The sequence below is a fragment of the Xenorhabdus yunnanensis genome (assembly GCF_028598805.1).
GTDB lineage: Bacteria > Pseudomonadota > Gammaproteobacteria > Enterobacterales > Enterobacteriaceae > Xenorhabdus > Xenorhabdus yunnanensis.
The window spans coordinates 1-15,334 of sequence record NZ_JAQRFI010000063.1 but is presented as its reverse complement, the minus strand read 5'-3'; the positions used below and the strand labels follow the sequence as shown (position 1 = coordinate 15,334).

General features: G+C 44.6%; 9 protein-coding genes and 2 pseudogenes. 4 read left to right on the top strand and 7 right to left on the bottom strand.

Going from position 1 to position 15,334, the window contains the following annotated elements:
• Window positions 1-198: 198 nt before the first annotated feature.
• The 3 genes and pseudogenes from PSI23_RS18360 to PSI23_RS18350 all read left to right on the top strand — a co-directional run bounded on the left by PSI23_RS18360 (window position 199) and on the right by PSI23_RS18350 (window position 2,878).
• Window positions 199-1,460, top strand: a pseudogene (locus PSI23_RS18360) (tyrosine-type recombinase/integrase).
• A 146-nt stretch (window positions 1,461-1,606) separates the two neighbouring features.
• Window positions 1,607-2,095, top strand: coding sequence for a hypothetical protein (locus tag PSI23_RS18355; protein WP_273556432.1), 489 nt, complete (start codon window positions 1,607-1,609; stop codon window positions 2,093-2,095).
• Between the two features lie 576 nt (window positions 2,096-2,671).
• A complete protein-coding gene (locus PSI23_RS18350) occupies window positions 2,672-2,878 on the top strand; it encodes a helix-turn-helix transcriptional regulator (RefSeq protein WP_273556431.1) in 207 nt (68 codons plus the stop codon).
• A gap of 143 nt (window positions 2,879-3,021) precedes the next feature.
• Here the strand turns inward: PSI23_RS18350 and PSI23_RS18345 are convergent, their stop codons facing one another.
• Window positions 3,022-3,195: a hypothetical protein gene (locus PSI23_RS18345; protein ID WP_167386044.1), complete on the bottom strand. Its 174-nt coding sequence runs from the start codon at window positions 3,193-3,195 to the stop codon at window positions 3,022-3,024.
• Window positions 3,196-3,330: 135 nt separating this feature from the next.
• Here PSI23_RS18345 and PSI23_RS18340 point away from each other — a divergent pair, with 135 nt between their 5' ends.
• Window positions 3,331-6,105: a DUF927 domain-containing protein gene (locus PSI23_RS18340; RefSeq protein WP_273556430.1), complete on the top strand. Its 2,775-nt coding sequence runs from the start codon at window positions 3,331-3,333 to the stop codon at window positions 6,103-6,105.
• A gap of 424 nt (window positions 6,106-6,529) precedes the next feature.
• On the opposite strand, the gene PSI23_RS18335 is transcribed toward PSI23_RS18340, so the two are convergent.
• The 6 genes and pseudogenes from PSI23_RS18335 to PSI23_RS18310 form a co-directional block, all read right to left on the bottom strand.
• Window positions 6,530-6,793: a PAAR domain-containing protein gene (locus PSI23_RS18335; protein WP_273556429.1), complete on the bottom strand. Its 264-nt coding sequence runs from the start codon at window positions 6,791-6,793 to the stop codon at window positions 6,530-6,532.
• Window positions 6,794-7,089: 296 nt separating this feature from the next.
• Window positions 7,090-7,899, bottom strand: coding sequence for a hypothetical protein (locus PSI23_RS18330; protein ID WP_273556428.1), 810 nt, complete (start codon window positions 7,897-7,899; stop codon window positions 7,090-7,092).
• A gap of 20 nt (window positions 7,900-7,919) precedes the next feature.
• A pseudogene (locus PSI23_RS18325) lies at window positions 7,920-8,959 on the bottom strand (lipase family protein).
• A gap of 857 nt (window positions 8,960-9,816) precedes the next feature.
• The gene (locus PSI23_RS18320; protein ID WP_273556427.1) at window positions 9,817-10,620 is read right to left on the bottom strand and encodes a DUF4123 domain-containing protein; all 804 of its coding nucleotides are present in this window, start codon (window positions 10,618-10,620) and stop codon (window positions 9,817-9,819) included.
• 5 nt (window positions 10,621-10,625) lie between these two features.
• Window positions 10,626-12,626, bottom strand: a complete 2,001-nt coding sequence (locus PSI23_RS18315; protein WP_273556426.1) for a type VI secretion system Vgr family protein — start codon at window positions 12,624-12,626, stop codon at window positions 10,626-10,628.
• Window positions 12,627-12,662: 36 nt separating this feature from the next.
• On the bottom strand, window positions 12,663-14,420 hold the full coding sequence (locus PSI23_RS18310) for a type VI secretion system baseplate subunit TssF (RefSeq protein ID WP_273556425.1): 1,758 nt from the start codon (window positions 14,418-14,420) through the stop codon (window positions 12,663-12,665).
• Between the last annotated feature and the right edge of the window lie 914 nt (window positions 14,421-15,334).

Here is a 15,334-nt window from a genome sequence, read left to right as displayed (position 1 = left end):
TCAATAGAATGCAAATGTCAGATTGCGATGCGCCTGTTAGGGCGCGGCTGGTAAGAGAGCCTTATAGGCGCAGATGAAAAACCCCCGGCTATGCCGGGGGATACTTATTTTAGGTCTACTCTAGTCTATTGCAATCAACGTGCACGGCGGGGCATAATCAGGGGCACCTATACTTCTATTTTAAATGTGCCCCTTATAATGAAACTAAACGCACGACTCATCGAAACAGCAAAACCAAAGGAAAAACCTATAAACTTGCTGATGGTGGCGGTCTCTATTTGGAGATCACTACTCGCGGCTCTAAGTACTGGCGCATGAAGTACTATCGCCCCACTGATAAAAAAGAAGACCGATTGGCTTTTGGTGTCTATCCAGTTGTTTCTTTAGCCGATGCTCGTGCCAGACGAGACGAAGCTAATAAGCTGATTGCTCAGGGTATTGATCCCAAAGCTGAGAAAAAAGGCGCACATGCTGGGGTAAAAGGAAAACATACCTTTGAAAAAGTCGCCCGTGACTGGCACGCCAGCAATAAACGTTGGAGTGAAGATCACGGCAACCGTATCATACGCAGCCTTGAGCATTATATTTTCCCTCATATTGGCAGGCTAGATATTTCCACTTTGCGGACAAGCCAGCTTTTAGCTCCGATCAAAACCGTTGATACCGAGGGCAAACACGACATTGCCCAGCGATTACAGCAACGTGTCACTTCCATTATGCGTTATGCTGTCCAGAATGACATTCTTGAATCCAACCCGGCTAATGATATGGCTGGCGCGCTGTCCACCGTCAAAGCCAAACATCACCCCGCCTTGCCCCATGAACGTTTACCCGAATTTTTAACTCGCCTTTCTCGCTATCATGGACGTTTGATCACTCGCATTGCAGTAGAGCTAACACTATTAACCTTTGTCCGTTCCAGTGAACTGAGATTTGCCCGTTGGGAAGAATTCGATCTTGAAAATGCAGTCTGGAAGATTCCCGCCACCAGAAAAGCCATTGAAGGCGTTAAATTCTCCGAACGGGGTATGAAAATGAAAACTGAGCATATTGTGCCTTTGAGTCGTCAGGCTGTCACTCTGTTCAAATCATTACGCGAGCTGAGCGGTGATTGTGAAGTCATGTTCCCTAACGATCACGATCCACAAAAAGTCATGAGCGAAAGCACCGTCAATAATGCCTTGCGGGGCATGGGCTACGATACCAAAACAGAGGTTTGCGGGCATGGATTCAGAACAATGGCTCGCGGTGCAATGGGTGAATCAGGATTATGGAACGATGATGCCATCGAACGCCAGTTAAGCCATGTGGAAAGGAAAAACGTCAGAGCTGCCTATATTCACACATCTAAACATTTGGACGAACGGCGGCTGATGGTGCAATGGTGGGCGGATTATTTGGATGCCAACCGGGAAAAACATATCACGCCTTATGATTTTGCTAAGAAACGACGGAAGTAATACTAAGTCATATCCGAAACGAACTGAGTGAATGATGATTTTTTGGGCTTTGTTGGCAGTGCCAACAAAGGCTGGTTTTTATACAACAGATAGTTGTATTAATATAATGTTAATACACATTATGTACTGCCAAGGGATCAAACTTTGTGATAACAATTAATGAAATAAAAGAAGAAGCATTTAAGTTTCGTAACTTGCTTGAAAATTGTGATAAATCAAAAACCGAACTTGTACTAGAGTGCTTTCCGGTTATGAGTTGTACACATTCTTCAATGCTTCTTTCCTATCATTTCCTGAAATTATGGTTAGAACTTGAGCTGAAAGGTGTTAGGGCTGCTACTGGAAAAAATAATGAAATAACTCACTATTGGCTAGAAATCGGTGACGTTGTAATTGATATTACGGGAGATCAATACAATATTATTAATGCCAAAGAGTTAAACAGAGAAATTGTACTAAGTAGACCATTCACTTCTGTGCATGTTTCGTATCAGAAAAAAAGCTATCTCTATAAGTTATTTAAAGTTCAAGAAAAAGAGTGTTTCGTTTACGGTTTTCCTACAATTGCAGAGGATTTTATAGAAAAAATGGAGTTGAATTATAGCCAACTCCTGAATCAAACAAAATGCACATAATCTATAAAGGTAGCATACTCTGTAGCCTGTAGTTAACGCGCACACCTCAATTTTGGATTAACCGACTGTCAGGTAGTAACAATTAAACCCACATAGTATAACAATCATCATATGGTGATTTTTTATCCTTTGCTGGCAGTGCCAGCAAAGACTATTTTTCATGCAGTTCATAAACAGATATAAATTTCATATTCTGATCTTGCCAACAATTTATCTTACCTTTTTTTGTTTGTTCTTTATTCAAATGGCGATTTTATAAACTTTGTTGCCCCGGGCAACAAAGTTTGTTTTTCGTATAGCGTATGATCAACCCAAATTCCCATATCACTATAATAATATATTTTCTTTATTTTTCATGTAGTTAAATTAATTAACTCAAATTTGAGCGTTGGTTGTTTTTTAATCTTGTGTGCCCGAGGCACACAAGTCCGTTTTTTATACAGTCAACAGGCACATTTAATTTCACAAATTGCATAAAGAGTTTACGCTTTCAATTAAACAGAATTTTTAAATAATCCTTTGTTATCAAATAACGTCTACCAAGGCATTTCAATGACTCGATAACAGGGGGTATACATGCCAACGATTACAACATCTAAAGAAAGTCTTATTCGCCTGCCAGAAGTTCAGCGCAGAACAGGCTATAGCAAGGCATGGATCTACAGGCTGATTAAAGAAGAAAAATTCCCGAAACAAGTCAAAATCGGCCCTCGCTCGGTTGCATTTGTTGAATCAGAAATCGATGGCTGGGTCGATCAGCGGATTGCTGAGTCTCGTGCCTGATAGTGTGCTGACTGAATGCGGGTGCATCAGTTCATGATGCGTGTACCCTCTTCATTAAGAGATGTACAAATTTTGCGATCATTAGTTATACAAAAAAAGGATAGCAAGATGGGAGCTATCCTCCTGATTAATCGTCGGTTGGTTCAACCTTTGGGTTCAATGCCGCGTGATTGGAGTTCTTTACGGAGTATGCGCTTGATCCATGTAGCAAGAGAAGCATCACCATCGGTTTTTGCTTGTTCTTCAAGTTGTTGTCTGAATTCTTCCGTCAATCTCATTTGGTATTGCGGAGATCGTTTTTCTTTTTGTGTTGACATGGTAATTACCCAAATATATTTTAAATTACATGGTAATGACCATTTTAATTTTAGTAACCAAATAAAACAACGCCTCGTAGTGCTCGCAACACATACAGGGCGTCTGACCAATAACCGTTAATTGGAGTAACGATAATGGCTGATACACAGCATAACCAAACTCGCCCTAAATTTACATCGTTGGATAGATCAGGCAGCCAAAAACCACTCGACCTGATCCAGACCGTGAAAAAATCCGCCATGTATCATTGGGAAAATCTGCTGCCTGCCTGCGGCATCGATATTCCTGCAAAGGGTAAACATGGTGCTTGCCCTGTCTGCGGAGGTACCGACCGTTTTCACTTTATCGACGATCACCATCATGGCAACTGGCACTGTCGCCAATGTGATACCCCGAATTATGGTGATGGACTGGATTTAGTGGCAAAAACCAAAGGAATTTCGATTTTTGAAGCAGCGAAAGTTGTTGCGAATGCGCTGGCTTTGCCTTTACCAGAACTTAAGCCCGCCAAAGAAATCACTTATCCAGTACAACCGATTGCCGAAAAAGTCGCGGCACTGATGGCGCAGACTGTTGCCGGGCAGTCTCCCTATTTGACTGCAAAGGGGCTGCATTGCCCGAATCAGCGGCTGCTGTCCGATAATTCGGCAGTGTTGCGACTCGCAACATTGGACAAAAAAGTAACAGGTGCACAGATCATCAAACCGAATGGCGAGAAAAAACTCTTTCCCGGCAGCCAGAAGCAAGGCGCGTTTATCGCGCTATCAGAGCTGAACGAACACCCTGACACGGTTATTATTACCGAAGGTTACGCCACAGCACTCACAGTTAACCAACTCTATAAAGGCACTGTTCTGACGGCGCTGGATGCAGGCAATTTGCTCTCTGTCGCAAAAGCCGTTCGCGAACGTTGGTCAGACACGAAAATCATTATTGCAGCAGATAACGATTGGCATCATCCCGACGAACTGGATAAAAACGGCAAACCAAAGGTAAACATCGGCAAGATTTCAGCAGAAAAAGCGGCTCTTGCAGTGAATGGTTGGGTTACGTTACCACCTACAGAACATAAAGCTGATTGGGACGATTATCGCCAGTGTCACGGTATCGAATCAGCAAAGCAGGCATTCAGCAATGGGTTATATCAGGCGGCAGGGAGCGTAGCCGTGTCAAAATCTGTGACCACTCATTCAGATGAATACCGGGAGAAAGAATACGATCTGCTAAAACCTCATATCGATATCCGCAAGAACGGGATTTACTGGGCTGAACCGAAAGAACAAGGTGGCGAAATCGTCGAAGTTGAAAAATGGCTGAGCGATTACATGGAAATCGTTGGCATTGGCAATGATGGCAGCGAAGGTTATCTTATTATCAAGCTACGACAAGAAGGCACAGGAAAATATATTATTGAGGCGCTTCCACGCCGTGAAATCGGGATGCCCGTTGGTTGGGCTAGATTACGTTCACGAGGAATGAACATCACCGTAAAAAACAGTTTGTTGCCTGTTTTAGCTGAACATCTGCAACGCAGCGGCGATCGCCGTGAATGGGTTGTGACACAAAAGGCAGGCTGGCACTGCGGAGCATATGTTATGCCGGACGGTGAGATTATCGGTCAGCCCTATATGCCTGTCGCGTTCAGTGGCGGCACATCTGCCATTGCCGGTTATGTGGTCAGGGGAAGCGCCGAACAGTGGAAAACACACGTTGCGTCATTGCTGCAAGGCAACCGCTCAATGATGCTGGGCGTACTGGTGGGATTGTCTGCACCACTTAACTCACTGACAGGCGGTAGTTGCTTTGGTGTTCATTTATTCGCCCAATCCTCCGCAGGGAAAACCACTACCGTTGAGGCGGCCAGCAGCTTATACGGTGATCCTGAAGAACTGAAATTATCATGGCATGGTACTAACCACGGTTTAAACAACGAAGCCGCGGCCCGTAATGATGGTTTCATGCCCATTGACGAAATCGGGCAAAGCTCGAACCCGAAAGAAGTCGCTAACAGTGCCTACAGCCTGTTTAACGGTGTCGGTAAAATTCAGGGAAAACGGGAAGGCGGAAACCGTGCAGTGATCCACTGGAAGATTGCTGCCCTTTCAACGGGCGAAGAAGATTTAGAAACGTTTCTGATAAAAGGCGGGATCATCCCAAAAGCTGGGCAGCTTGTCAGGCTGCTCAGTGTGCCCTTTATTGATACGGAATGTTTCAATGGCTATGAAGACGGCGATTCCCACGCAAGAGCCATCAAACGTGAATCCAAACGCTATTGTGGCGCAGCGGGTCGGGAATGGATTCGGTGGTTGTCTGAGAATCAGGATCTGGCAATCGAAATGACCGCTCGTAAAGAAAAAGAATGGCTTGATGGCCTGCCAGAAGAAGCCTCAGCCCAAGTCAAGCGCGTTGCCGTTCGTTTCGCGTTACTGGATGCCGTTGGAGAGCTGGCAACCCATATCACTGGCTGGAGTAAAGAAGCGAGTCACGCCGCGATAAAACAAAGTTTCGATGACTGGTTAGCCGATTTTGGTATCGGAAATCGGGAAAAATATCAAGTAATAGAGCGAACTCGTGACTTTATCCAGAAATACGGGCTGTCACGCTTCCAGCCTTATACCTACGGCAGGCCAAACGGTGATATTGATACCTCACACGCCATGAGAATTAGCGATCTTGCCGGATATCTGGTGCATAACCGCCGTCATGATGGACAGGCGGAATATCACATTATCCCCAGTGTATTTGAAGCAGAGATATTGCAGGGATTACAGAAGAAATCCGGCTTTGAAGCCTTAGAAGAGGCCGGAATGTTGGTTAAAGCGGAGAAAGACCGTTTTATCAGCAAAACCATCTCAATAAATGGAACTCAGGGGCGGTTTGTGGTGTTGATTTTCAGGGATGAGGATTAACACACGCAGGAGAAAAAACATTGGGATAATAGAGATTTATTTTAATATATATCAGCTAGTTATAGATATTTTATTTATCCCGTATTATCCCGCGCTATCCCGTAATATTATATGATTACAAATAAAGTGATATCGTGGCAATGGAAGTTATCCCAAAAAATGTTTTTCTCTGGCAGGTGATAATCTATTGAATTTTAAATGATTTAAATTAGTGATGGGATATGCTGGGATAACTTGGGATAGAGTAACTCAGTGAAATATATAATAAATATGTCATTTACCCCGTTATCCCGTGAAAATTTATGTAGTAATATAAAGGTAATTGTTAGTAATTGTTATGTTTTTTCAGCTCTCCGAGTTACCGGGTTAATGTATTAGCCCGGTAACTCGGAGATGACAAGCGCAGCGCGTCAGTGTGGTTCTATTAAGCGAGAAACTCTTTCTGACTGGAAATCAGTTTAGCACCACACTCTGTGTGCATTCCCTCTACTGCAATAGCTTTCCCATTATTCTTTAAATTCTCACTGCCTTCGACAATAGGAAAAACTCCCTCGCATTTAGGACATTCGACTAAATCCGTTTCTCCGGCAACGGGAATACCTTTGTAAGTATAACCACCCACAGTAGTAATTACTTTACCACCGTGATCGGTTGTGTCGTTTAATAAAATAACGGCTTTGTTTACCATATTTAATCCTATTTCTAAAAAAATCTGGGTTCAGTAATTGATATTAACCCCCAGGGAGTGAGCATATTTTGATTAGTATTTATCCTTAAAATGTAAATGCAAGAAAGTTTAATGGATTGCTTTTGTGGCTATATTTTACTCGATATAAATACTATAAAACTTCGTTTTTTTAAAACAATTATCTTCAAAAGACGATTAAAATAATGTGCTCGCGCCCTGTATCAAACCCAACATCAGAAACTATAAATAAATCATGTTAGCTTCTGATGTTGAAATGATTTAATAGATATTTATAACTATTCCCATTGGGATATATTATTTATTTTCCAATAATCAATAGAGTCTCTGTTTAAATCTATTTTTCCATCTGGGTATTCAACTCTTGCATTTCCTCTAGGATATATTCCCGGAGGATTTTCTGAAACAATTATCTTGGGCATTTTAGTTTCATCCAAAGTGGGCATATAGGTGATTTTCCATTCACTTCCAGGAATCAAACTTAACCCGAACGAAGTTGTTCCACCTGATTCTCCATATAATCCTATTTGATTAGGCATATCATAATCCTTTCGCAGAAAAGGATAAATAATTGGTTTATAATTAATATAATTTGTGAATTTTTTCATTTCCTTAGGCTTTTCTGAGTCATTGATATAAACCGTTATACCTGTTCCAGTGTAGGGCACAGCATCTTTTATTAAATGATTAACATCAGTATACATAATAACGAATACAATAGTATTGATGTGCCATTGGCACCAGCCCCCTCCTTGAAGAGGTATTTTTTCCTTAAAATAACCAGTTGTGGAATTTACTGAAATATTAACGTCATCCCCTTGGTGCCTAGGAGTATGATAAATCGCTCCTCCAGCAGTATTGTGAGTAGATAAACATTTATTTGAGATATATCTTCTCTTCAAAATGGGAGTAGTATTCGGAGGAATAACACCTTCAACTGTGATCCATTGATTGTTTTCAGGAGGTGAAAATGGTTCAGAATTATCTTTATAAGTTTGCCAAGAATCCGAAATAGCATTAGATAAAAAGTCACACCCTGTTAGGCACAAAGTGAGTGGTAATAATATAAATGGTATCAACTTTATCATACTCGCTATGATTCCTATCTTTATTTAGAATAATGTTGTAAGGCTATAAGGCCTCTTTCATCTTTTCGGGTTACTTCCAACGTAGTGGCCAATTGATTATCTATTTCTCTTAAGAAATAATATTCTCTGATTTTTTTTCTTTGAAATACTGCGCGAATCGAATGCGGTTCACTTTCAAGAAATGATAAATCTTCCTGCTCCCTTTGCAATTTTTTATCCGGTGAAAGAGTGCACAGTTCTCGCAATCTCTTATCAATATATTCAGCATATAAGGCGCTACTATGGTCAAGAAGGCCTGTTCCACGCTTATCTGTAGGATTTTCATCACCCTGAAAAAATGAACGTATCTCTTGCTCTCTGTATTTATCTACTTTGGTCTGTTGTTCAATAAATTCTTTAGTCTCTTTTCTAGTTTTTTCATTTAACTCCGGAAGTAAATAAAGTTTTGATTCTGAATCAGGGAGAGCATAAAAATAAACTAATTTACCATGGTGTAAAAAGGGGTCGTTATCACGGCTGAGTGACTTAACACTTTTTGCAGTGAGAGCACCTGCTATACTTAATGATGTTCCAATAGCCGTATCAAATATTTCGATTGCGTATCCTAAAAATTTATGATCTGCTTGAAGAGCAATATTATCCATATCCTTGTTAAACGGTACAGATGGAACAAAATCATCTTCATTAACATGACGATAATGAGTAATTTCAGTGAGTTCCTGCACTGCGCTTTGGGTGAATAAACGTGGCATACCGTAGGTATAGAGGCAGGGATTATAGGATTTTAGTTGTGCGCTATGTAATAAGGCGAGGGCCCCCCCAAACTATGACCGCAGACGAATAGTTTTCTTACTTTTGCTAATCCCAAAACATGTTCGAATACTGTTTCCCTTTTTTCTATATCAGTAACTTGGATATCTTTGACAAGATGAAAAGCTTCCCAAAAACCTTTATGGACTTTTCCTTTTTCGCTAAAACCGCTACATACACCTTTAGGTGTACAGCCTAATTCTAGCGGCTGGAATGTTCCATCTGTGAGAATATCCTTTTTTTCCGTCATTTCAGTGCCGCGCCATCCAACAATAACTTCTTTATTATTTGCTACATAAAAAAGCTGAGTATGTCCCTGAGGGATATCTTGTTTATTTGAGTCAATGTAGACGACCTCAGTATAGCGATCACTGAATGGGACATCATAAACAACCGGGGTAAAAGATTGGTCATTAAACTTATAGGGAAGTTTTGAAATATCAAGCATCTGGTTATTAAAGACATTCACGATAGATCCAGTAGCATACTTATTGTCATCACCATAAGTTAATATGCTCATCAGTGAAAAATTATAGGCGTTAACCAGTGAATAATCTTTTTGGTGATGCAATAATAAAGACCATGCCCTGAATGGGCAGACCTCAATTACATAGCGATAAGTATCGAAAGCGGAAGGTATGACTTCAAGACCTACTGGTTCATTGTTGGGAAAGTGGCAACTAGGGAGAGGGATTCCTTTTTTCCATCCTTTAATAACAGGCATTTTATCAACCAATTCTCCAATCATTGCATAATAATATTGACAGCCTAATTTTTGACTTTCTGCAAAAACGGTTGAAATTTTGGACATAGAATCCTTAGAGCGTGCATATTTGTATTCGCCGTTACGCTTGACTCTCAATGGGCGTTTTTCCATTTCATCGACAAGTTCTTGCCCACTAAGAAATAAACGTAAAGGAGAAGCCAATAATTGTTCTTCCCGGATCATACCATTTCCGTCTGTTGTTCCTTTGCGCGTGGTTTTTCTATTTTTTAATGTATAGGGCATATTGGCTATGGGTTTATTATGTTCATCGACAAGCTGAATTTCTATTTTGTTCTTTAACATGGCCTGACAATCATGACAATAAATCGAATTTTCATCATTCATCGATCTTTCTCCTGTTCTTTTTCTTGTTCCATCGCCAGCAGGTAATCCTGACTGGACACTTTTTCAATCCGCTGTCCGGCGTCGAGTTTTTGTCTTAACCATTGTTCAATCCGGGGTTCCAAACTGCCTTCTGGCTGATCCCATTGCTTCGCCATGCTGCCGTGGTTTTCCCATAAATCATCATAAAGTGAACTGGTTAACACTTTTAGGCCGTAAGGGGAGCGCAACCAGACCGCTTGCAGATGCTCACCCAGCGTAAACGGAATTTCAGGGTTTCCTTCTCCGCAAGTTTCGGGGCGGCAAAACGGCATCGGCTGTGGTGTGTCGATCATCAGTTCTGTGACAGGCGACAGCATCAGTGACCAGTCGCCAGGAGTGAATGCGGGTATCATCGCGCCAAAAACACGGGCATCCATAATGCGGAACAGCACCTGTTCGCCATTCATCATGACCAGTTGCCGGTGTTGCCAGTGGGTAAGCTGCTCCTGCCAAGGTATATGACTGCGGTATGCCCAGCCCCAACTGTTATCACTGAGTGCGTGGCGCTCCAGCATCTCCCCTATCTGGTATAGTTGGCTGCTTTTCGCCTGTACCAGCCACGGGCTTTGTTTCAGCATCTTGTGCATCGGCGTACCGCTGTAGAGCGGGAATGCCTGCTCAACCCAGTCGTTATGGTAAAACTGATCGACCGGATTGGGTTGCGCCAGCGAATTGAGGATAAAGAATACCGATGCATCATTGGATTTATTCAGCCATGCCTGCCAGCTTGTTGCTGTTTCTGTCATCATTTCTTCCGTCATTATGATTATTCCTTTTTGGCGGGCTTAATCACCGGACTGACATCCTGCTGTGCCAGTAACGGGCAGTATGGGTGAGCCGGGAATTCCACCATCGGCAACGGTGCTACACCTTCCGGTAATTGCAATGCCAGCCCGCGCCCGCTGCCCCCTGAACCCTGCCCGACATTAATCGGTGAACACAGAATGCCGCCCGGCGTGACTTTGAGAAATGTGCCACCCACTTTCAGCGTGATTTCAGATGCCGCTTCCAGCACCACTTTGCCGCCACTTTTCAGGTAAATTTCCTGCCCGCTGTCAATCACGGTGGCATCGCCGGTCTGGGTATGCTGGCTGCCGGCAATCCGGTGTGACACATCCCCTTCGGTGGTGATTTTGCGCGAACCGGCGACCTGATGATGGTCATCGGCGCGGATATCGTGGTAGCGGTTACTGTCTATGCGGCTCTTCTGGTCGTGCTTGATATGCCAGTAAGCATCATTTTCGATATGGGCGGTAAAATCTTTCTGGCCGTGAAAATAGATTTCTTCGCTGCCTTTCGCATCCTCAAAGCGCAGTTCGTTAAAACCTTTGCCCTTGTGGGTTTTGGTTTTAAAGGTTGTGCGGGTCTTTTGCGCCGGTAAATCCAGTGGCGGGCGATTCAGGCCGTTATAAACGCAGCCGGTGACTATGGGGCGGTCAATATCGCCATTCAGATAAGAAATAATCACTTCCTGCCCGATACGGGGAATGGCCATAAAGCCATAGCCGTTGCCGTTCCAGCCCTGTGCGACACGTACCCAACACGAAGCCCCATCATCCGGGTCATCATAACGGTTCCAGTGAAAATGCACTTTAATCGCGCCGTCTTTATTGACGAAGATTTCCTCGCCTTCCGGCCCGACCACTCTCGCCGTTTCATCACCCTCGGCTAAGGGTTTGTAGTGGAACGGTGGACGGTAATCATCGAGGCCAGAAATGAAACTGAATGTGTTGCTGAGTGTGGTGCCTTCACCGCCACTGTCTCCCAGTGCCTGCGGGCAACGTCCGTAGTGGCTGATACCGACCACCTGCCAGCGAACATTAAGCGGTTTATGTGGATGATTTTTTATCTCGAAGATTTTGCCCGGCATCAGTTTGATGCAGTTACTACTGCCGCTGCCGGTTTGTTTCTGGTTATCCAGCGCTTCCTGACGGTATTTTAAAAAGGGTTTGGCGGCGGCATCTTTTTGAAAGCGTCCGTAACTTTCAAACACGGTATACGGTGTCTGGCTGCCAAAATCACGGAAGCCTTCGCTGCTTTGCATATGGGAGAGGTGATAGCGCGGGTTCTCTGGGTTGTAATCTTTATGCAGACTGCGTTGCGGACTCATACCAACGCCTAGCCGCACCTGATAAATGGTATCGACGCCGTATGCCGTTTCCGGCTGGGGCTGGTATTGCAATGGCAGACCCGCCGTCATTCCCAGATGGCTGTCACTGAAAAATGCCGTTTCATCTTCAAACCAGAAACTGCATCCCTCTTCCGCCGCCAACCGGCTGAAAAACGCATAATCCGATTCGCGTTTCTGGGTGACATATTCCCTGTCCTGATGGGTATCGTAGAGCTTCGAATCGGCTTTCACCCGGTGTTTTTTCAGCAGACTGTTTAACATCGCCGGGACATTTTGCTGATGATAAATCCGGCTGTCCTGATTAAGCGTCAGACGCCAGAGGGCTGGACGAACAGTCAGGGTATAAAGCGTCTTGTTGCCATCGGTGCCCACCCAGTCCGCATGGGAAATGATGCCGGTGATTTTGCGCTGCTCAGTTTCGCCGTTAAAAACCTGCAATACCGCTTCCTGCATCAGCAGCGAGGCCAAATCAATTTCCGCCTGCGGTTTAAACGGGTTCGCGTTACCGGCTCTGACCAGCGTCAGGTTCAGGGTGAACAGTTCAGATAAGCCTTCTTGCAGGGAAAACTCTCCCACGGCAAAGGTGTCTTCCGGCACACCGGCGATAGTGCAGACAAAACGTAATCCACTTTTCATTTTTACTCCTTCTGATTTATTGCATCGGTTCCTTAGTTACATATCCGGGCGTAACCCATCGACATGCCCGAACTGCCACAGCACTTTGTTACTGTCCGGGATAAAAATTTCCAGCATGACAAAGGTAGACTGGCTGATAAAACAGGCCATTGCTTCATTGATTAAGCGGCAGAAGCGGTACATCTCGCCGGGAGTGCGGTAACAATCTGGATTCAGCGTCAGTGACAGCACATACCCGCGAACCGGTCGCCCCATCCGCAGTCGGTCGGTCAGGCGTTCTTCCACCTGCACAATACCGTCAATATGTTGGCGGAACTGGCGGCTCAGCGGGCGATTCGTATCGGTATGCGAGTCAAACAGGCGGAGGAATTGTTTCAGGCTGTCAGTCGCAAATAACATCACCGGCGGGCTGGAAAGGCAGGACAGCAGCGGCCAGCCGCTATTTTCCTGTAACAACGGCGGGTAATCGGTCATGACCGGGATAATATTCTGCGCACCAAGATGAGACGGTGAACTTTCCTGTGTCACCGTGATCGCCCCCTGTGCCAGTGTCAGCGCTTGTTCGTGGTAGCCGATGAAATGGCACGAGATGGCAATGTCGGGTAAGTTTTTTGCGGGTTTGCCGGTCAAATCAAAAAAGTTCAGCCGGTGCTGAGTTCTGCCCAGGAAATCCTGTGTGGTCTGAAGCTGGTAATAAAAGTCATCGGATTGCTGGCCGTCATCGAGAAAATGCCCGGCCGGAGTGAACTGTTCAATCGGCAGCCAGCGATAAGGTGTGCCGCGTTGTTCATCGTTATCGGGCTGTTGCACCACCTGAATCTCCCGCAGCCGGAACAACCGCATCGATCCCCCCAACGGCAATAGATAGCTGTGATCCCCGGTCTCCAGCAAAATGGACGGACTGATTTGGTTTTCCAGATGAATGGCAGGCACGCAGCCCAACAAAAACGCCCCGTCGACATCATTCAGCGGCAATTCGCCCTCGAAACGAAAAATCAGTTCAAACATGCTATCTTCATTCAGCGGCACTTGTGCATGCTCATTGCTGATGTCCAACGTGACGAAGTTATAAAGTGCAGGCAGCGCATAATATTCCACCAACGGTTGCAGGCCGGAATAGGTACTCTTGGGCATCGGTAGCAACGGGTCATCAAACAGACTATGCCAGCCATAAGGGAACGCACTGAGTTTCCTCTGTTTACCTTGTACGTTCAGGCTGACGTCACAAATATGTTGATCCAGCCACAGACCAAGCTGGGCAGCGCGCTCCGTGTCGGTACCGAGGAAAAAGGTCAGCGAACCGCTTTGCCAGATCGAAGACGCTGGACCGGTCTGACACAGCGTCAGAATAATTTCGCTGTGAGTTCCCGTTTTCTTGACAACACGTTCCTGCACCATCAACGGTTCAATATGCAGGGGGCGGCAGGTTTTAAAGTCGAGCCACTGCCCGTTGAGGCTGGCAGACACCGACGTGCCAATCGGAATATCGGCGCTGCCCTGATGCCCGTCTTCGGTAGGCGTAAACTGCACTACGGTCATGGGCGGGATTGGACACAGGGCTAACGGCCAGATGCGCGAGAGAATACCGTGGGTGATTTCGGGAAATTCATCGTCCAGTTTATCCCGTACATGGGATATCAACAGAGCAAAAGCCTCAAAAACACGCGCAATCTCGGGATCATGGGATGAAACCAGAAAATCGGCCAGATGCGGTGACTCTTTCGCTATGCACTGTGCCAGCTCTCGCAAGTAGGCACGCTCTTGCAGGTACAGCGATTCCTTGTTGTTTATCATTATTTGTACTTTGTAATGTTATATTTTTTTATCCGGCAGGTTAATCTATTGTACACACTCATCAGTAAAATTAATTAACCCATTAGATGGAGTTTTCGCCTGATTTTGGCGAAATATGGGGGAACCAGCGGAATAGGCACGAGCATTCAGGCAAAAATAAGGCTGACAAGAACAGTCAACGGTTTGACTCTCCTATACCTAACCGTTAATATCTTTTTCTACAAAAATGATCTATCGCCTGTCAGGATCGCCTTCGGGTGGCGAAATAAAACTCCTGTAGCCTGAAAGGGAGAGCAAAATTGCGGTACATCTGCGCACCTTTGGAAGCAGATATTGTCAGACATAAACCCCTTGTCTGGCGATGAAGGTTTTTTAAACGAAAAAATACCTCAAAAAGGTGTTTTTATATTGTCCCCCAAGTGCATTGAACGTTAAATCATGCACTTCTTTCATATCAACATCAGATCCTATCTTCACTTAACTTTTGCATAGTGAGATTGAGTGACGTCCTGAACGCATTTCACGCCATACGTGCCGGATAATATTCACACACCTGATTTAATGCCTTAACTATTTCTGTTTGAAATATTCAGCGGACAGGTTTTCTACACACAAACAATTAACGCATTGCTACCGTTTGATCCTTAACCTTGCGACGTTTTGCGATGCTTACTGGCATTTCAACGATTGCCCGATTTTTGCTGACTGTTTGTGGAACTTAAGGCGTCACTTTTTGCCGGTTTATCGCTGAAAGTGACGCCGCAGCCAAAAAACAACACAACTCTGACAGGCTCAGGCCTGCTTAATACTACAGCCGTAATCCCTATTGTGCCATGATGGGGCTCTTCTTCCTTAAATAAAAGGCGGTGTCACATGCCATCCCCTGCCAAAATCTGGGAACAGGCGCTACAGGC